This window comes from Psychromonas sp. SA13A (assembly GCF_011378715.1).
In the GTDB taxonomy this organism is placed as follows: Bacteria; Pseudomonadota; Gammaproteobacteria; order Enterobacterales; family Psychromonadaceae; genus Psychromonas.
Genome location: NZ_WTKU01000003.1, coordinates 39,506 through 59,265, shown reverse-complemented (window position 1 = coordinate 59,265; position 19,760 = coordinate 39,506). Strand labels below are relative to the sequence as shown.

Here is a 19,760-nt window from a genome sequence, read left to right as displayed (position 1 = left end):
TGTTCGAAAATAAGGCAGCGATTTTAAAATAATAAAGTCATGGGTATGAAAATTCGACGTTGGTGCTTAAGAAGTTGTTGCTCAATTGAAGACCACCACATCGCATCCATATAAAGGTTATAAACTATGTTAAAGAAGATCGTACTACTGTTATTGGCAATCGTATTAATAGGATTGTTTTTTCATTTCAACTTACACCAACTCTTAACCTTAGATGGATTGAAAGGATCAATGGATCAATTCAGTGAGTTGAGAGAGCAATCCCCGCTTTTAGTTATTGGTGGTTTCTTTGTTCTGTATGTTTTAGTTACCGCTTTAGCATTACCCGGAGCGGCTATTTTAACACTAGCTGCTGGCGCTTTATTTGGATTGTTTGAAGGCTTTGTGATTGCTTCATTTGCTTCAAGTTTAGGTGCTTTGGCATCATTCTTAGTATCGCGTTACTTATTACGCGACTCACTCAAGAAACGTTTCCCAGAGCGTTTAGCTGCCATTGATGCAGGGATCAAAAAAGAAGGTGCTTTTTACTTATTTACGTTGCGTTTGGTACCGATATTTCCATTTTTCTTAATCAACCTATTAATGGGTGTTACTGCACTTAAAGCTTGGACATTCTACTGGGTTAGCCAATTAGGTATGCTAGCAGGTACGTTTATCTTCGTAAACGCAGGTACACAGTTAGCGCAAATAGAGAGCCTGTCAGGTATTTTATCTTTCGGTTTAATTATCTCATTCGTTTTATTGGGTGTATTCCCGCTCATTGCAAAAGGTATTGTTAATATGATTAAAAAACGTCAAGTCTACAAGAAATGGACTAAACCAGCTAAATTCGACCGTAATATGGTTGTTATTGGTGCTGGCGCAGGTGGCCTTGTTACTAGTTATATTGCAGCCGCAGTAAAAGCGAAGGTTACTTTAATTGAAGCCGGAGAGATGGGTGGTGACTGTCTTAACTATGGTTGTGTTCCGAGTAAAGCTATTATTAAAAGTGCAAAAATTGCTGAACAAATTCGTAATGCGCACCACTACGGTTTAGAAGATACAACACCACAATTTTCATTCAAAAAAGTAATGGAACGTGTTCATCAAGTTGTTGCCGATGTAGCACCTCACGATAGTGTTGAACGTTATACTAACTTAGGTGTTGAAGTAGAGAAAGGTTATGCAAAAATCCTTGACCCTTGGACTGTACAAATTAGCTATGAAGATGGAACAACCAAGAAACTAACAACACGCAGTATTGTTATTGCAACCGGTGCACGTCCATTTGTACCACCACTACCAGGTATTGAAGAAACAGGTTATGTGACCAGTGATACATTATGGAATGAGTTCGCTAAGCTTGAACAAGCTCCGAGAAAGTTAGTGGTATTAGGTGGCGGTCCAATCGGTTCAGAATTAGCACAAAGTTTTGCACGCTTAGGTTCTAACGTGACGCAAATTGAAATGGCTGAACGCATCATGATCAAAGAAGATCTTGAAGTGTCTGAATTTGCAACTGAATCGCTAAAAGAAAGTGGCGTTAATATCCTGACTTCACATCAAGCATTACGTTGTGAAATGAAAGACGGTAAGAAGTTCATCATCGTTAAACATAACGAACAAGAGATTGAAATTGAGTATGACCAATTATTATGTGCGGTAGGTCGAAGTGCACGTTTAACGGGTTATGGTTTAGAAGAGTTAGGTATTGAAACAAACCGTACTATTTTAACTAACGAGTATTTAGAAACTCTTTACCCGAACATCTTTGCTGCTGGTGACATTGTTGGTCCTTATCAATTTACACATGTTGCTGCGCATCAAGGTTGGTACGCTGCAGTCAATGGTTTATTCGGTAACTTGAAGAAATTTAAAGTGGATTACCGCGTGATCCCATGGACAACCTTTATTGACCCTGAAGTTGCTCGTGTTGGTATTAATGAAGCAGAAGCTAAAGAACGTGGTATTGATTATGAAATTACTCGCTTTGATTTTGAAGAGCTGGATCGCGCAATCACAGATAGTGCGACTAAAGGTTTTATCAAGGTCATCACGCCTAAAGGTAAAGATAAGATTTTAGGGGTAACCATTGTTTCAGAACACGCTGGTGATTTAATCGCAGAGTTTGTTTTAGCCATGAAACACGGCCTAGGACTGAATAAGATTCTAGGTACGATCCACAGTTACCCAACATGGGCTGAAGGTAATAAGTACGCAGCCGGTGAATGGAAGCGTAATCATGCACCACAAACAGTATTAAACTGGTTAGAGAAATACCATACATGGAGACGTGGTTAATGGCATCTGTCATAGCAAATACAACCAATAAGGTAAGCGCCCTAGTGCGCTTCACCTTAGGGGCTGCACTATTGAGCAGTTCAATGCTAAGTAATGTTTATGCTGATACAAGCACTAATTTACATGCTAGTTGGACTGAATTACTTGAGCAAAATACCTCCCCAATTAATAAAGGACACAGCACAGCGGTTGACTACGCTGCTTTTAAGAGTCAAGAAAGCGAACTACAAGTTTACCTTGATAAATTAAGTGAAGTCTCTCGTGCAGATTTTGATGCTTGGTCGAAAGAGAAGCAATTAGCATTTTTAATCAATGCTTATAATGCATGGACTGTTGAGTTTATTTTAACTGAATACCCTGACCTAGAATCGATTAAAGATTTAGGAAGTTTATTTAGTTCTCCGTGGGATAAAAAATTTATTCCGCTGTTAGGTAAAAAAATAAGTTTAAACAATATCGAGCATGATCTTATTCGAGGTAGTGACCGCTATAACGATCCACGTATTCATTTTGCCGTAAACTGTGCCAGTATTGGCTGCCCTGCACTTCGAGAAGAAGCTTACACAGCCGATAACCTTGAGCAGCAATTAACGCAACAAACTGAGCGTTTCTTAACAGATACAAGTCGTAACTACATCAAGGGTGATAGTTTTTATCTGTCGTCAATCTTTAAATGGTATGGTGATGACTTTGAAGTTGGGTTTCGTGGTACTAAGTCAATACAAAGCTTTATAGGGCTTTATGCAGAGGCTTTGACATTGAATACGCAGCAAGCATTAACATTAAAAAACCAAGATTTTAATGTTAAATTTTTAGATTACAATTGGAAACTTAATGCGACTAAGTAAATGTTTAAATAACTATTACCGTCAATTGATCATGAGTCTTTGTCTGCTAAGCGTTATTTCGCTTAGCAGCAATGTATTTGCAAATGAAGTAAATATTGAAGCTAAATCGACTTCCCGTGCTTGGCATAATGTTGAAAAACGTGGCACAAAGCAAGACGTATACTTTCATGCGTGGGGAGGCGATCAACAAATTAATAATTATATTCAATGGGTTTCTGATCAAGTTAAGCAAAAATATCAGATAAATTTACACCATGTAAAACTCACAGATACCAGTGAAGCAGTCAGTCGTGTTTTAGCAGAAAAAGCAGCAGACAATCATCGTAATGGCCAAGTTGATTTAGTTTGGATCAACGGGGCTAACTTTGCATCGATGGCCAAATATGAATTACTCGCAGCAGATTGGGCGGGAGAGTTGCCTAATTTTGAATTAACCAATCCCACTAATAACCCTGCGATGACACGCGATTTTGGTGTCCCAACACAGGGAATGGAAGCACCATGGGGACAAGCCGCCCTGACTTTTTACTTTGATAGTTTAAAAGTAAATGATGTGCCACAAACATTACCCGAACTATTAACTTGGAGTGAAAATCACCCAGGTCATTTCACTTACCCTAAACCACCCGACTTTTTAGGCATGAGCTTTCTCAAATACGCGTTGATCATTTTAAATGAACAACAGCCGGCGAATATTAAAGAAAAACTCTACCAAGAAGCGACAGTAGAAAGCCAAGTGCAATTATTACCGCAGTTATGGCAGTTTTTAGACCGATTGCACCCAACTTTATGGCGTCAAGGTAAACACTTTGTATCTAATGGGTTAGCATTACGCCGTCTAATGGGCGATACAGAGCTACAAGTCTCATTTACCTTTTCAGCCGCTGAAATCCCTTCTGCGATTTCTCGCTATGACTTACCAGATAGTACGCGCAGCTATAGAATGAAAGATGGTAGTTTAAGTAATATCCACTTTGTAGCAATTCCTTATAACTCACCTCATATTGAGGGCGCTAAATTAGTAGCTAACTTTTTATTAAGCCCAGAAGCACAATCTAGAAAACAAAAGACAGCTGTCTGGGGCGATAGTAGTGTACTCGATTTATCACAATTAACTGCAGCACAAAAAATGCTCTTTGATGTTCCTGAAAAACAACATGCAAGCGCGAATATCATCAATATAGATAACACCCGTTTGTTAGGCGAGTTACACCCTAGCTGGGTTAAAGTCATCACAGAACAGTGGCTTACCCGCTATGGAGTACAATGATGATAGTTGCTAATACCCTGTTTACGCGTGTAGTGCGTAATAGTCCATACCTGTTAATTGCATTATTAGTAGTGCCTGTATTAGGTGGTCTATTAGGTGTGTTGTTACCTGCTTTTGGTTGGTTTCCCGCACTTGGTGCGCATGAATTTGGTTTGTTTGGGTTTGTTCAACTTTTTCAAACTCCAGGCATTGAGCGTATGGTATTGCTCAGCTTTGGTACAAGCTTAGTCAGTACATTATTAGCTTTTATAATCACTATTTTAATACTCGCAAGTTATTTTAATAGCCCATGGTTAAAACGGATCCAGCGTTTATTAGGCCCGATATTAGTTATTCCTCATGCAGCAGCCGCGATAGCAATTGGTTTTTTAATCACCCCTTCTGGTTTTTTATCTCGACTTGTTTCACCTTGGTTAACAGGTTGGGACACTCCACCAGATTGGCTTCTGCCACATGATCCCTATGGCTTAAGCATCATCTTCGGACTGACCCTTAAAGAACTCCCCTTTTTACTGTTAATCGCCCTAGGGGTATTAGCACAACCTGAAATTGGTAAAACCCTTCGAGCACAACATAAAGTGGCATCAAGTTTAGGCTATTGCCCAATGACTGGCTTTTTTAAAGTCATTTTACCAAGCCTTTACGGTTATATGCGTTTACCGCTTCTCGCAGTATTAGCTTATTCAAGCGCGAGTGTAGAAATTCCCTTAATTTTAGGACCAAACACTCCCCCAACCTTAGCCGTTGCAATCATGCAGTGGTTTAGCGATGTTGATTTAAGCTTACGTATTAAAGCGTCATCGGGGGCAATTTTACAAATTGTAATTACTCTCTCGTTATTAGGTAGTTGGTGGTTATTAGAATTATTGGTTAAAAAGTGCAGCGCGGCATTTTTAATTAATGGCGAACGAGAACACGGCGGCATGTTAATCAAACGATTAACAGATATGATCACAGTCGCGATGCTCACCATTATTGGCTTAGCCTTAGTTGCAATGGTGTTATGGTCTTTTGCAGGTTTTTGGTCCTACCCTGATATTCTGCCGCAACAACTGGTTAGCTTGCATTGGACATCGGCCTTATTACAGATGCAAACGCCCTTATTTAACACATTGGTAATAGCCATCAGCACTACTTTAATTGCTATTGCGTTAACATTGCTGGTACTTGAAGCTGAACAACAAAATACTAAAACCATCTCTGCGATCAGTGGTTTTATTATTTATCTACCGTTGCTTATTCCAAGTATCGCTTTTCTATTTGGCATCGTTTGGTTATTTGAGCAAGTAAACAGCCAACATGCTTATGTTAATGTTGTTTTTTCGCATTTATTGTTTGTTTTACCCTATGTGTTTTTATCTCTGGCCAACAGCTATCGTCGTTTAGATCCTCGCTTTAGCTCAGTAGCAGCAAGTCTTGGCGTGCCGCCCTCAAAAATATTTTGGCAGTTAAAATTGCCACTTTTAATCTCACCTATTTTAATTGCCAGCGCGTTAGGTTTAGCTATTAGCTTTAGCCAATATTTACCGACGCTGTTATCGGGTGCAGGTCGAATTAATACCATCACAACGGAAGCGGTTACCCTTGCTAATGGTGCGAGTAGAAGAACCAGTGCGGTTTACGCATTAATGCAGATGTTATTACCTGCACTATTTTTTATATTAGCTTGGGCTGTACCAAAATTTTTCTTTCGTAAGAGAGGTTAGGAAATCAAATGAAATCAACATTGACTCAGAAAATACCATCACTGAACATTAGTCACTTGCAATTGAAACAACAAGGAACGTCTTTATTATCTCTTAATGAAGAAGTTAAAGGCGGTGAAGTGCTAACCATTATGGGGCCTTCTGGTAGTGGTAAATCGACCTTGTTAAATTGGTTAGTAGGCATGTTACCCAGCGATTTTACTGCCACTGGAGAGCTGTATTTAAATGGCCAAGATATCACTAATACCGCAAGCCACCTTCGCCATATTGGTTTGTTATATCAAGATCCTTTATTGTTTCCGCATCTAACCGTAGCAGGCAATATTGCCTTTGCGATGCCTAAGGGTGATAAACAAACGCGTCAAGATGAAATTAGCGAAGCATTAAATCAAGTAGGTCTTGCTGGCATGGAAAAACGTTGTCCACAACAATTATCGGGTGGTCAACAAGCGCGAGTTGCTTTGTTACGTGTATTATTAAGCAAACCAAAAGCAATTTTATTAGATGAACCTTTCAGTAAATTAGATAGCCAATTGCGCCAAGAAACGCGCCAATTAGTGTTTGAACAAATACAGCGTTATAGCTTACCTGCGGTGATGGTGACACATGACCAAAGTGATGCGCTTGCAGCACAGGGTAAAGTGATCACATTAGATACTGTATCTTTAAATGAAGTCGCTTCATAAAACCAAATAATAGGAAAAGAGATGCTAGATAAATTTGTCACTCCCTACATCAAACCCTTATTAATGCCCTTAGTAACGCAACTAGATAAACGTGGTGTACACGCGGATCAAATTACCGTGGTTGGTTTTGTTATTGGTTTATTAGCGGTTCCTTTATTAGCGGCACAACTTTGGACAGCAGCTTTAGTGATGATCATCCTTAATCGTGTCTTTGATGGTTTAGATGGTGCGCTGGCTCGTTATCAACAACGTAGTAGTAGCGCGGGTGGTTTTTTAGATATTTGTGTCGATTTTTTGTTCTATGCTGCTATTCCCTTAGGCTTTGCTTTAGCGGATCCGGTTCAAAATGCATTAGCCGCATCGGTATTATTAACCGTCTTTATTGGCACAGGTTCAAGCTTTTTAGCCTTTGCTATTCCCGCTGAAAAATTAAACCTAGCACGTCCACAGTTTGCTAATAAGAGTTTTTATTTTTTAAATGGTTTGACCGAGGGCACAGAAACTATCGCCTTTTTTGTGGCTTTTTGTTTATGGCCAGCTTACTTTCCTGAATTGGCTTACAGTTTTGCTTTTTTAGGAGCGATCACTATTTTTACTCGCATCAATGGCGGTTACCAAACGTTAAAAAGTCATACTGTTACGGATGCTCAACAAAGCAAAGAGCAGGATAAATAACCATGGCTGATGATGCACTTATTCGACTAGGTATATTTTTTACTATATTAGCGGTAATGATAGGCTGGGAGCATGCTTTCCCTGCACGACAGCTACCCACAACAAAAACAGCCCCCACAAAAACAACACGTTTAATCGGTAACTTTGGTATTGTTTTTATCTCCGGTTTATCCGCGAGATTAGCCCTTCCCCTTGGATTAACAGGATTTGCACTTTATTGCACTGAACAGCAATGGGGGTTATTTAATCTTGTTCAACTACCAGGTTGGCTAACTATTACCTTCAGTTTACTGTTGTTAGATATGCTCATTTATTGGCAGCATCGATTATTTCATAAAGTGCCCTTACTATGGCAACTACATAAAGTACACCATGCAGATTTACATGTAGATGCCAGTACAGGGTTGCGTTTTCACCCATTAGAGATTGTTGCGAGCCTGTTTATTAAAGCAATTGCAATCATGACTTTAGGCATTCCAGCCTATGCGGTTATCTTATTTGAAGTGCTATTAAACGGGTTTGCTTTGTTTAATCACGCCAATATACGCTTACCTAAAAAAGTAGAGAAAATAACACGATTAATTTTAATGACTCAGATATTACATCGTATTCACCACAGCCAGTTATTTAAAGAAAGTAACTCGAATTATGGTTTCAGTGTCATATGGTGGGATCGATTATTTGGTAGTTATTCTGCACAAGCCACTAAACCCGATTTGGAGATCGATATTGGTATCACAGAATTTCCAGATGCAAAAGACAATGCAAATTTGTGGGGATTATTGACTATGCCTTTTAAGCACAAAAAATAAGGTTGCATTATTTTTTTGCATTAAAAATAAAAACAAAATTAAACTAAAGCCGTGATCGGATCGTAGTAAGTTGTTAAGATACGCGAAATTAGAATTCTGACGGAGAGTCACATGGCTTATACAACATTCTCAACCCTTTCCAACGATGCTATGAAAGAACCTATGTTCTTTGGTAACCCAGTTAACGTGGCTCGTTACGATCAACAAAAATTTGAGGTATTTGAGAAGCTTATTGAAAAACAGCTGTCTTTCTTTTGGCGTCCAGAAGAAATTGACGTTAGCCGTGATCGCATCGATTTTTTAAATCTACCGGATCATGAACAGCATATTTTTATCTCTAACTTAAAATATCAAACGCTGTTGGATTCAATTCAAGGCCGTAGCCCAAATGTTGCACTACTACCGATTGTTTCATTACCTGAGTTAGAAACTTGGATTGAAACATGGGCTTTCTCAGAAACAATTCATAGCCGTAGTTACACGCATATTTTACGTAACCTATTTACTGACCCGAATGAAGTATTTGAAGATATTGTTAATAATAATGAGATTCAAAAACGTGCTATCGATATCTCTTTTTATTACGATGAACTTATCCATGCAGTGCAATTCATGCAGTTACACGGATTTGAGCAAACGGAAGTAAAATACGTCAATATTCAAGGTAAAACAGAAGCATTAACACTACGTGATATTAAGAAAAAATTATATCTATGTATCTGTTCAACGAATGCCTTAGAAGCGATCCGTTTCTACGTGTCATTTGCTTGTTCATTTGCTTTTGCTGAGCGTGATTTATTAGAAGGTAATGCAAAAATCATCAAGTTGATTGCTCGTGATGAAGCGTTACACTTGAACTCTACACAGCAAATGTTAAATCTATGGGCTGACGGTAAAGATGATCCAGAAATGGCAGAGATAGCGTTAGAGTGTTTTGCTGAAGGTCGCGCTATTTTCATGAAAGCCGCTGAGCAAGAGAAAGAATGGGCACAATACCTGTTTAAAGATGGCTCAATGATCGGCTTAAATGAACAAATTTTATGTCAATACGTTGAATACATTGCTAACCAACGTATGCAAGCGATTGGTTATGAAGCACCCTTTGAAGTTAAAAGTAACCCAATCCCTTGGATTAACCATTGGTTAGTCAGTGACAATGTACAAGTTGCACCGCAGGAAGCAGAAATTAGTTCTTACTTAGTAGGACAAATTAACAGTTCCGTGGACAGTGCAGATCTTAGTACTTTTGAACTGTAAAACAGTTTAAAAAATGTCATCAACACTGACTTATAACGGCAAACCCTACCCGCTTGATCCGAACAAGACATTGCTTGAGAATTTAGAGTCTCAAGCGGTGTCCGTTGAGTTTCATTGTCGAGATGGGCACTGTGGCGCTTGCCGTTCTATTTTGCTAGCTGGCACTGCAAATTATAGCGATTTCCCATTAGCTTATTTGAAAGATGGTGAAGTATTACTCTGCTGCAGCAAAAGCGAAGACGACATCTGTATTAAGAGTCAATAACAGCACACATGCTGTTTTGCTCTTTATCTCTCAACTCCCCCCCTTCTATTTCACTCGAAGAACAATAATACTAAGTTTCACATTTAATCAGAGCTAACCATTATAACGATTTAGGCCCAGAGCCTTCTGCTTTTAGCAGACTAATTAAGCAAAAACGATGTAATATTAACCAACAATATTGAGCATCTATTTAGTAGGATTGGTATTTTGAAGGTATTATAAAGTTATTCTTTAAAGCTTTTCTTAAATGGAATAATTATGGCTAAAATTACTAATAACATTGCAACAAGTGATTATGGGATCACATTTCAACACGAAAAAATGCAAAGTGGAGAGCTGCGCTTTAGATTAATAAGTGAGGATGGAAGTTCCTATATACGAACTGTAAACGCAAAGCATGGGGTCTGGCAAAACAGCCATCATCATCAAGCGATTAAAGAAACATATATTGTACAAAAAGGTTGGGTGGCCGTGGCTAGTTTAATTGATGGCGTATTGTCTTTAGAAATAGCCAATACTGGGGATACCTTTTCGGTACAACCTCTTATAATCCACAACTTATATCTGTCTGCTGATTCAGTCATACACACCATTAAACAAGGTGCATCAATAAGCCATGATTGGTTTGGAAATAGCGATTTAGATAAAGCGACCAAGCACCTATCAGAAGAAGACATTAAAAAAATAATTACCTCAATTCAAAACAAGCCCTTAATATAAATAACATCAGCTGTTTTTAAGCAATGATTAGTGCTCAAACTCTGGATATTTTTGCTCATATTTTCATTGAGAGAGTTTATACTCGTTACCTTTAAAGATACAAAAATCAGCAAGGTAAACTGATTTTTGATATAAAATTAATGAGCTGACCAATATTAATTTGACTGATACTACTTCTCATTAAATAAATATAAATAAGCCTAACTAAATGGGTAGTGTTATAATAAAATGATATCAATTTTTTATACATGGAATTTATCATCGGCATGATGCTGAAAGTACCCCTCTTACTTATTTCATCTATTTTACTGTTCTGTTTTTCAGGACACCTTTTCGCGCAAGCTAAATTCACCGATGGCTATGAAGCAGCGCAGTCTGGAAATTATAAAAAAGCAGTACAAATCTGGCTTCCACTCGCAACACAAGGCGACCCTGCAGCTCAATATACAATCGGTTGGATGTATGAAAGTGGACAAGGTGTGCCAAAAGATTTCAAAAAAGCAATTTATTGGTATCAAAAAGCAGCGATGCAAGGTAACCCTGCTGCACAATATGTAACTGCGACCATGTATGCTAAAGGAGCTGGTATTAAGCAAGATTATAGCCAAGCACTGCACTATTTTTTGCTCGCTGCAAAACAAGGTGATGCCATTTCACAATACCAAGCGGGTGATTATTATTTCAACGCGATTGGCACCGAACGGGACATCAAACAAAGCATCTATTGGTATCAACAATCTGCAGAACAAGGTCATGTTAATGCGCAAGTAAGCTTAGGTAAGTTATATCAAAGCCCTCCCGATAATAACTTAGGCATAAAGCAAGACTATAAAAAATCCATTTATTGGTATCAAAAAGCCGCGAATCAAAAAAACTTTGCAGCTCAATATGAATTAGCGATGATTTATGAAAAAGGCTTAGGAGAAAAGCAAAGCTACCCTAAAGCTATTCAGCTTTATACAAAATCTGCTAATAACGGTTATTCCCCCTCAGCTTATCAATTAGGGCGATTGTTAGAACTAGGACAAGGCTCACCTGCAAATTTCCCACAGGCTTTAGTTTGGTTTCGTCAAGCGGCATTGCAAGGCAATACCGATGCTCAATATCGACTTGGTTATTTATCACAGATGGGTAAAGGCACCGCTAAAAATATTCAGGTGGCTATAGAATGGTATACGCAAGCATCGCGCCGTGACCACGCACAAGCTTATTATCAACTGGCACAAATATATGAATATGGTACTTCTGGTTATCCACATGATATAAGTAGAAACTTACAGAAGGCATTTAAAAATTATCAATATGCTTCCGCATTAGATTTTAAATTAGCGCATGCTAAATTAGCTTACTTTTATGAACATGGCATTTTTACTAAGGTTAACAAAGCTGAAGCGATAGCATTGTATAAAAAAGCATCGCAGACTTGGGCAAAAACAAAGTTAGAAAAACTAGTAAGCCATGAGCAATGTTTAGCTACCGCGACAACTTTATTATTCTCTGAGTTAATCAGTTGTGCCGACCGCGCTTTATTACGTGAAAAAATAAAGCAGCAATCGATTAAAGTTTTGTCAGAAGATAATAGTCAATGGGCAGATCGTTATTTTACCGGCGCCATGATCAAAGGCTCTAGTGAGCTGAACATTAACTACACACGAGAAAATCAATTCGTCAAAGCTACCTATACTTTTGTTGGCCGTAATAATCCGGCATTGATAGGTAAAATAAAACAACAATTAACTGAACGTTATGGGCAACCCCACTTATCTATTGGTGAAGCACTTAAAGGTGAAGCGAGTTTTCAATGGACACTGAAAGACAGTATTATATTAAACGTATATCGTTTCTGGCCCGATACCACTACTTTTGTTGAATATATTCAACCGCAAAACCTGCAATTGCAAAAGAACCAACAGCAACAATCAATGGAACATGCATTCAGGCCTGAATCAGAACAACAATCCGAATCAACAACTTCGACTCCAATGACATTGTTTTAAGTGAACTTTTAAATGCGATTTGCAGATAAGAGTACTGACCTCTCAAGCAATGAGTCGTTGTCCTAGCTACACCAATCTCATAAACTATGTCGCAATAAGGTCATAAATTTATTTAAGTAAAGTAATGCCTTTTTCTTCATGCTTATGAAAAAATACAAAGATAACAATGGTGACACTAAAATTTAGAAATATATTTACGACGCATATTTACAATACATATTTATAAAAAAATAAGACTTAAAATTTCAAAGATGTTGAATAACAATACTGAAAATGATTTAAAAACTTAAATTCAGATAAAAACAATCACCCATTTACAATAAGAGAACTCATGGATAGCACAATATTACTCTTTATAGGCGTTGCCTTTAGCTTTGGAATGTTAATTAATTTAACCGGACTACCGCCTATGGTTGGTTTTTTATTAGCCGGTTTTAGCCTTAATTTTTTTGGTTTTGAATCCACCGATGCTTTAGTAACGTTTGCAGATTTAGGCGTGACCTTGTTGCTTTTTTCTATCGGCTTAAAACTCAACATTCGCACTTTATTTAAATCCGAAGTGTGGGCAGGAACGACTATCCACCTTGTTTCCAGTATTGTGTTTTATACGTTATTGCTATTTGCGATCAAACAAATTGGTGTCTCACTTTTCTCTGAGTTAGATATTGCAGGCATTGTCCTCATCGCCTTTGCATTAAGCTTTTCCAGTACCGTATTTGCGGTGAAAATTTTAGAAGAAAAGAGTGAGAGTAACTCTCTTTATGGTCGTATCGCCATTGGTATCCTGATCATGCAGGATATTTTTGCGGTACTATTTTTAACTATTTCAGTCGGAAAAATCCCCTCTTTGTGGGCACTAGGGTTACTGGCTTTACCTTTAATCAGACCTATTTTATATAAACTATTAGACAAGGCTGGGCATGGTGAACTACTGGTCCTATATGGTTTCTTTTTAGCGTTAGTGGTCGGTGCGGGGTTATTTGAAAGTGTCGGTATGAAAGCTGACTTAGGTGCTTTGATTGCTGGTATGCTGCTAGCAGGTCACCCTAGTGCTAAAGAGATGGCTCGGTCATTGTTTAATTTAAAAGAGCTGTTTCTGGTTTGTTTCTTTTTAAGTATTGGATTATCTGGTCTGCCTAACGTTGATCACCTTATGGTCGCTGGTATCTTATCCCTTTTATTAGCGGGTAAAATCATCTTTTACTTCTTAACCTTAAGTAAATTTAAACTACGTTCACGTACCTCATTATTCGCTGCTTTCAGTTTAGCCAATTACAGTGAGTTCGGCTTAATTGTCGCATCATTAGCAACTCATAAAGGTTGGTTAAGTCAGGACTGGTTAATTATTATTGCCATTGCTGTCTCCCTGAGTTTTATTATTTCTGCTTTATTAAATAAATATGCTGATGCGCTTTATATGCGTTATAGCTTAGCCTTAAAACGTTACCAATCAACGCGTTTACATCAAGATGATCGACCAGTTCGTGTTGGTGATGCTCAAATCTTAGTAATGGGAATGGGCCGAATTGGTGTCGGTGCTTACGACGCATTAAAAGATACCTACGGTGAAAAAGTGATGGGTATTGATTACAACCATCATACCACCGTGCAACATCGTGAAGCAGGTCGTCGCGTGATCACCGGCGATGCATTGGATTCAGATTTTTGGAGCAAATTACAACTTACAGACAATGTGAAGTTAATTTTATTAGCCATGCCCGACCATAATGGTAATCGTTATGCCGCAGAGCAATTAAATAAAATTGATGGTCATACCTTCAAAGTCGCCGCATTAGCGCACTATAAAACCGATGAAGTCGAATTAAACGAATTAGGCGTGCATTTAGTTTTTAACATGTACGAAGAAGCCGGAGCAGGTTTTGCCCGCCATGTTTGGTCAGATTTGGAGAACGTTTTACCGGATAGTCCCTATAAACTCGACTTATAGAACCAAATATTATGGAATCAGTTTTTTTTGTTACTAAATTGTACTGATTTCATGTGACTTTTGATGTTTATTCTGCAAAAATCATAAACCTCAATATGTTGATCTAGTTTGATCACTAAGCGAATTGTTTAATAATCTTACGCTTAGAAGTAATTCAAGAAGTAACGGGCTACTTTAATCCCCGTTTACAATAAAAAAGGTAACCTTATGTGTTCTATTTTTGGTGTGCTCGACATTAAAAGCGATCCTATCGCATTGCGCCAACAAGCAATTGAAATGTCAAAACTGCTTCGTCATCGTGGCCCAGATTGGTCTGGTGTTTATTCTTCTGATAAAGCGATCCTTGTTCATGAACGTCTTTCTATCGTTGACGTGGATAATGGTGCACAGCCTTTATACAATCAAAATAATACACACATACTTGCGGTTAATGGTGAAATCTACAATCACAAAGAATTAGAAGCTGAATTAACTTGTGGTTACCAATTTAAAACTAAATCAGACTGTGAAATCATTCTTGGTTTATATGAAGAGAAAGGTAATGCGTTTTTAGATGATCTAAACGGTATCTTTGCTTTTTGTTTATATGACGAAGAAAAAGGCAAATACTTAATCGGCCGTGACCACATGGGGATTATTCCTTTGTATCAAGGTTGGGATGAGCATGGTAACTACTATGTTGCATCTGAAATGAAAGCTTTAACACCAATTTGTTCAAAAGTATCTGAGTTCCCACCAGGGCATTACTTAGACAGTGAAATCGGTGAATTAACTAAATATTACGTTCGTGATTGGATGGAATATGATGCAGTTAAAGATAATGGTGGCAGTGCTGCTGAAATTGGTAAAGCACTAGAAGATTCTGTTAAACGTCAATTGATGTGTGATGTACCTTACGGTGTTTTATTATCTGGTGGTTTAGATTCATCAGTTATTTCTGCAATCACGCAAAAATTTGCTAAACAGCGTATCGAAGACAATGATGAAACTGGCGCTTGGTGGCCACAACTTCACTCTTTCTCTGTTGGTCTTGAAGGTTCACCTGATTTAGCAGCAGCACAAAAAGTTGCTGATGAACTAGGTACTATTCACCACCCGATTATCTTTACCGTACAAAATGGTATTGATGCATTAAAAGAAGTAATTTACCACTTAGAAACTTACGATGTAACGACTATTCGAGCTTCTACACCAATGTACTTGATGGCACGAAAAATCAAAGCAATGGGTATTAAAATGGTACTTTCTGGTGAAGGTGCTGATGAAATATTCGGTGGTTACTTATACTTCCATAAAGCGCCTAATGCAAAAGAGTTCCATGAAGAGTTAAACCGTAAATTAAGCAAGCTACATATGTTTGACTGTTTACGTGCTAACAAATCAATGGCCGCTTGGGGTGTTGAAGCGCGTGTACCTTTCTTAGACAAAGAGTTCTTAGACATAGCAATGCGTACTAACCCTGAACTTAAAATGATCAAAGACGGTAAAATTGAGAAAAATATTCTTCGCGAAGCCTTTGATGGTCAATTATTACCTGAAGTATTATGGCGTCAAAAAGAACAGTTCTCTGACGGTGTTGGTTACAACTGGATTGATACACTAAAAGAGCATGTTGCGACGCTAGTGACGGATCAACAACTTGCTGCAGCAGAGTTCAAATTCCCTATTAACACGCCAGATACTAAAGAAGCTTACTTCTACCGTAGTATTTTTGAAGGCCATTTCCCACTAGACAGTGCGGCAGAATGTGTTCCTCATGGCAAATCTGTTGCTTGTTCAACGGTTGAAGCATTAGCATGGGACGCAAGTTTCCAAAATAATGCAGATCCTTCGGGTCGTGCTGCAGGCATCCATAATGACGCTTACGCACAAAAATAAGTATTATTATTGATTGATACAATAAAGCGCTCAATGAGCGCTTTTTTTATGGGCTTTTTTTATTGACCTTTTATGGACTTTTATAGGAAAGAGAGAAATGAAGAATACACTTTGTGTTTGTTGTAGTGGAAAAATCTATCAAGACTGCTGCCAACCCTTTCATGACCTACAACAAAAGCCAGCTACCTGTGAACAATTAATGCGATCTCGTTTTAGCGCATTCTGCTTACAACTCGGTGAATATTTATTCTCGACCTATCACCTTGATTATCGAGGTGATTTAACCGTGGCACAATTATCTGAAAAGTCATTAGATTGGAAACGCCTCGATATTATTAATACAACAATGGCTGCAGATACGGGAACCGTAGAATTTAAAGCTTGGTATGAAGATCAAGGACAATTAAGTTGCCATCACGAACTTTCTAACTTTGTGAAAGATCATCAACAATGGCTTTATTGCGACGGAACTTTTTATCCTAGTGAAAGATCAGGTAAGATACGGCGCAATGACACATGCCCCTGCGGTAGTGGCAAAAAATATAAAAAATGCTGTGCTTAACAGCAAAATTGAACCAATAGAGAAAATAATGGAAAAGAAAACATTACTAACAAATTGCCCCGACTCAAAAGGGTTAATCGCACAAATTACTAATATCTGTCAAAAACACCAATTAAACATCGTTAAGAATGATGAGTTTGTTGACCATCAATATAATCGTTTTTTTATGCGCACAGAGATTGAAGGCATTTTTAACGACCATACGCTATTAGCAGATTTAGATTTAAATCTACCAAAGGGTTCTACTCGCTCTTTGATCAGTGCAAACCAACGTAAACGCATTGTTATTTTAGTCACTAAGGAAGCACATTGTATTGGTGATATTTTAATGAAAAGTACCTATGGCGGTATTGATGTAGAGATTGCTGCGGTAATTGGGAATTACGATACCTTAGAAGATTTAGTCACTAAGTTCAATATTCCTTACCACACAGTAAGCCATGACGGTCTTACACGTGAAGAGCACGAACAAAAGGTATTAGAAGCGATTGCACCGTATACACCGGATTACGTGATTTTAGCTAAATATATGCGTATTTTAACGCCAAATTTTGTTGAAACCTATGCCAACAAATTAATTAACATTCACCACTCTTTCTTACCAGCTTTTATTGGTGCTAAACCTTATCAGCAAGCGTTTGACCGTGGTGTTAAAATCATTGGTGCAACGGCGCATTTTGTTAATAATGACCTCGATGAAGGTCCTATTATTACTCAGGATGTAGCACATATTGACCATGCTTATGATGCGGAAGCATTAGCAAAAGCAGGCCGAGATGTAGAGAAATCAGTATTAAGCCGCGCATTACAACGAGTGTTAGATGATAAAGTATTTGTATATGCTAACCGCACCGTTGTTTTTAGGTAATAGCTTTTATACTTATCTCTTTTATAGTTGTCTTGTATAGTTGTCTTGTATAGTTGTCTTGTATAGCTAGCTTTCCGTTTAAGAGTAAAAAGCGAGCAATAGCTGATAATAAAAAACCTTAACAATTGTTAAGGTTTTTTTGTTTGTAATTGGTCACTAAACAATAGATCAACTATTTAGCGTTATTAGTATTAAGACTTTGGTGTCATAAAGTCGCTTAATTCATCAAGCGAAGCCATTGTGACAAACTCACCATTTAAAGAAAAAGTCACTAATTCCCCTACTTTCTCTCCTCGTAATACCGCTTTTTCACCATTTGTATAAACAATATTATAATCAATTGTTTTACTATTAACTGGATTAACTTGCATCGAATACACCGATTTTTCAGCTGAGTTATGATCCACTTGTGTTTTTTGTAATGGTTTTAGAGGGGGTCTAGTTAAGGCAGGGTCCACTTTTTCATTCACTTTGTACATAGTTTTAACTTTAGAATCAAAAATATGTGGTTCGCCATTTAATGGGTTTTCACCTGTCCAAAACTCAAGTGCATTAAAAATAACAACATCAACAGCCAGTGTTAATGCATACACAGGGATCAATAGAATATTAATACCACCACGACCATAGCGATTGTCTACCACTTCCAAATTGAACTGCATCACCTTGTCAGTCACTGCATTACTACCCACACAAGCTGACAATGAGGTGGTTAGAGAGCCAACAATCACTATCATCGCCGTGGTTTTAGTGGCTCTTTTAGTTGTGAATTTAGTTGCGAATTTAGTTGCGAATTTAGCTATTTTACTTCCCATAAACACGTTTATCCTGATTTATAACATTATAATTAATAAGATATTTTAAGGTATTAATTATACTTTAAAATGAAAACTTGAATTTATGACCGCACATTGAACATCAAGTTCAGAGCGGCCAGTATTAATCTCTAACCAATAAAAATATTCATATAATAAGAAGGTGATAGGTAAAATTATTTACAGGGTCATTAACAAAGATCGAGCAGTTCAAGTAAAAAATCGAGACTGTAATAAAAACTATCATTATTTATAATTAAATGAATCTAAACGCAACTTAAGCGTAATGTACGCGTAACGGTTTATTTTCTAAGTCTAAGTTTTTATATTCATCTAATAAACTCACATCCATACCGATCGGAGAGGATGCATCAGTAGCGTAGGCACTCACCTCTTTATCATTTACAGAACCCGAGAGTGTTGATTGATAAGCGGCATTTACGCGTTGTTTTTTCAAAAGAGGTAAGTTGTCTAAAACATCATCAGGGAACTCGCCACTGACTTGCTTTGATAATAATGCTTCATTAGCCAGCAGTTGTTTAAAACGAATATCAGTGAGTTTGTTATTATGTAAGTCACTGTTCAACTCGGCTAAAACATTCGCGCTTGGCCCAGTATTAACTAGAGGTTGTGCTTTTGGCAAATCAAAATAAGCGCGTAGATCAATCTTCTTTTCTACTTCGCTTTGCTCAACTCGCCCAGTGAATTGCGCAAAATCACGCGCATCATCGGATAACAAACTTAATAACAAATTAAATTTATCACGAGTGCCATTTTGCACAGCAGTGTTTAGCTGCTGTCCTAATTGCCACTCGTTGATTACTATCTGTTGATTAAGTTGCTCAATATTCATACTAAAAGAAAGATTCCTTGTTGAAGTATTCTCTTTATCGGCAACAAATTGATTTTATTTAATGTTTTTTTAAAGTTTCTTCTTCACAAGCGAATTTTTTCTGATATTATCTCACTCGAAATAACGGAGGGGTTCCCGAGTGGCCAAAGGGAACAGATTGTAAATCTGTCGCGAAAGCTTCGGTGGTTCGAATCCACCTCCCTCCACCATTTCACTCCCCATGCAACTTCATTGCAAATATATAAAATCCCCTTTATTTATCTCTATTTAACTACTATTTTTTATTCACTAAAATTTATCTGTTTTTATTATTGCCTTGC

General features: G+C 37.8%; 17 protein-coding genes and 1 tRNA gene. 16 read left to right on the top strand and 2 right to left on the bottom strand.

The window, feature by feature from the left end; genetic code table 11:
* The first annotated feature begins 126 nt into the window (after positions 1-126).
* From GQR44_RS04330 to purU, 15 genes are all read left to right on the top strand, one after another.
* Positions 127-2,280: a bifunctional TVP38/TMEM64 family protein/FAD-dependent oxidoreductase gene (locus tag GQR44_RS04330; protein ID WP_166369637.1), complete on the top strand. Its 2,154-nt coding sequence runs from the start codon at positions 127-129 to the stop codon at positions 2,278-2,280.
* A complete protein-coding gene (locus tag GQR44_RS04325; RefSeq protein WP_166369635.1) occupies positions 2,280-3,128 on the top strand; it encodes a DUF547 domain-containing protein in 849 nt (282 codons plus the stop codon). Before GQR44_RS04330 ends, GQR44_RS04325 begins: the two co-directional genes overlap by 1 nt.
* The gene (locus tag GQR44_RS04320; protein ID WP_240923557.1) at positions 3,115-4,398 is read left to right on the top strand and encodes an ABC transporter substrate-binding protein; all 1,284 of its coding nucleotides are present in this window, start codon (positions 3,115-3,117) and stop codon (positions 4,396-4,398) included. The genes GQR44_RS04325 and GQR44_RS04320 overlap by 14 nt, the downstream gene beginning before the upstream one ends.
* On the top strand, positions 4,395-6,104 hold the full coding sequence (locus tag GQR44_RS04315; RefSeq protein WP_166369633.1) for an ABC transporter permease subunit: 1,710 nt from the start codon (positions 4,395-4,397) through the stop codon (positions 6,102-6,104). The genes GQR44_RS04320 and GQR44_RS04315 overlap by 4 nt, the downstream gene beginning before the upstream one ends.
* 8 nt (positions 6,105-6,112) lie before the next feature.
* Complete coding sequence (locus GQR44_RS04310) at positions 6,113-6,790, top strand: ATP-binding cassette domain-containing protein (protein ID WP_166369631.1); 678 nt, start codon at positions 6,113-6,115, stop codon at positions 6,788-6,790.
* Between the two features lie 21 nt (positions 6,791-6,811).
* Positions 6,812-7,465: a CDP-alcohol phosphatidyltransferase family protein gene (locus GQR44_RS04305; protein ID WP_166369629.1), complete on the top strand. Its 654-nt coding sequence runs from the start codon at positions 6,812-6,814 to the stop codon at positions 7,463-7,465.
* A gap of 2 nt (positions 7,466-7,467) precedes the next feature.
* Complete coding sequence (locus GQR44_RS04300) at positions 7,468-8,277, top strand: sterol desaturase family protein (protein WP_166369627.1); 810 nt, start codon at positions 7,468-7,470, stop codon at positions 8,275-8,277.
* A gap of 111 nt (positions 8,278-8,388) precedes the next feature.
* Positions 8,389-9,534 (top strand): class Ia ribonucleoside-diphosphate reductase subunit beta, encoded by a 1,146-nt coding sequence (gene nrdB / locus GQR44_RS04295; protein WP_166369625.1) that lies wholly within the window; start codon positions 8,389-8,391, stop codon positions 9,532-9,534.
* A gap of 13 nt (positions 9,535-9,547) precedes the next feature.
* Positions 9,548-9,799 carry a class I ribonucleotide reductase maintenance protein YfaE gene (yfaE, locus tag GQR44_RS04290; protein ID WP_166369623.1) on the top strand — a complete coding sequence of 84 codons (252 nt, stop codon included), beginning with the start codon at positions 9,548-9,550 and terminating at the stop codon, positions 9,797-9,799.
* A 258-nt stretch (positions 9,800-10,057) separates the two neighbouring features.
* A complete protein-coding gene (locus tag GQR44_RS04285; protein ID WP_166369621.1) occupies positions 10,058-10,519 on the top strand; it encodes a hypothetical protein in 462 nt (153 codons plus the stop codon).
* Between the two features lie 266 nt (positions 10,520-10,785).
* Positions 10,786-12,516, top strand: a complete 1,731-nt coding sequence (locus tag GQR44_RS04280) for an SEL1-like repeat protein (protein ID WP_166369619.1) — start codon at positions 10,786-10,788, stop codon at positions 12,514-12,516.
* A 331-nt stretch (positions 12,517-12,847) separates the two neighbouring features.
* Positions 12,848-14,464 (top strand): cation:proton antiporter family protein, encoded by a 1,617-nt coding sequence (locus GQR44_RS04275; protein WP_166369617.1) that lies wholly within the window; start codon positions 12,848-12,850, stop codon positions 14,462-14,464.
* A 207-nt stretch (positions 14,465-14,671) separates the two neighbouring features.
* Positions 14,672-16,342 (top strand): asparagine synthase B, encoded by a 1,671-nt coding sequence (gene asnB / locus GQR44_RS04270; protein ID WP_166369615.1) that lies wholly within the window; start codon positions 14,672-14,674, stop codon positions 16,340-16,342.
* Between the two features lie 97 nt (positions 16,343-16,439).
* Entirely contained in the window at positions 16,440-16,904 is a 465-nt protein-coding gene (locus GQR44_RS04265) for a YchJ family protein (RefSeq protein ID WP_166369613.1), read from the top strand.
* A 28-nt stretch (positions 16,905-16,932) separates the two neighbouring features.
* Positions 16,933-17,772: a formyltetrahydrofolate deformylase gene (gene purU, locus GQR44_RS04260; protein ID WP_166370008.1), complete on the top strand. Its 840-nt coding sequence runs from the start codon at positions 16,933-16,935 to the stop codon at positions 17,770-17,772.
* Between the two features lie 191 nt (positions 17,773-17,963).
* Here purU and GQR44_RS04255 read toward each other — a convergent pair whose 3' ends face one another.
* Positions 17,964-18,587, bottom strand: coding sequence for a DUF3332 family protein (locus tag GQR44_RS04255; RefSeq protein WP_240923556.1), 624 nt, complete (start codon positions 18,585-18,587; stop codon positions 17,964-17,966).
* Between the two features lie 277 nt (positions 18,588-18,864).
* Complete coding sequence (locus tag GQR44_RS04250) at positions 18,865-19,440, bottom strand: VC2046/SO_2500 family protein (protein ID WP_166369611.1); 576 nt, start codon at positions 19,438-19,440, stop codon at positions 18,865-18,867.
* Positions 19,441-19,565: 125 nt separating this feature from the next.
* On the opposite strand from GQR44_RS04250, the gene GQR44_RS04245 reads away from it, so the two are divergent.
* Positions 19,566-19,649, top strand: a tRNA-Tyr gene (locus tag GQR44_RS04245).
* The last annotated feature ends 111 nt before the right edge of the window (positions 19,650-19,760 follow it).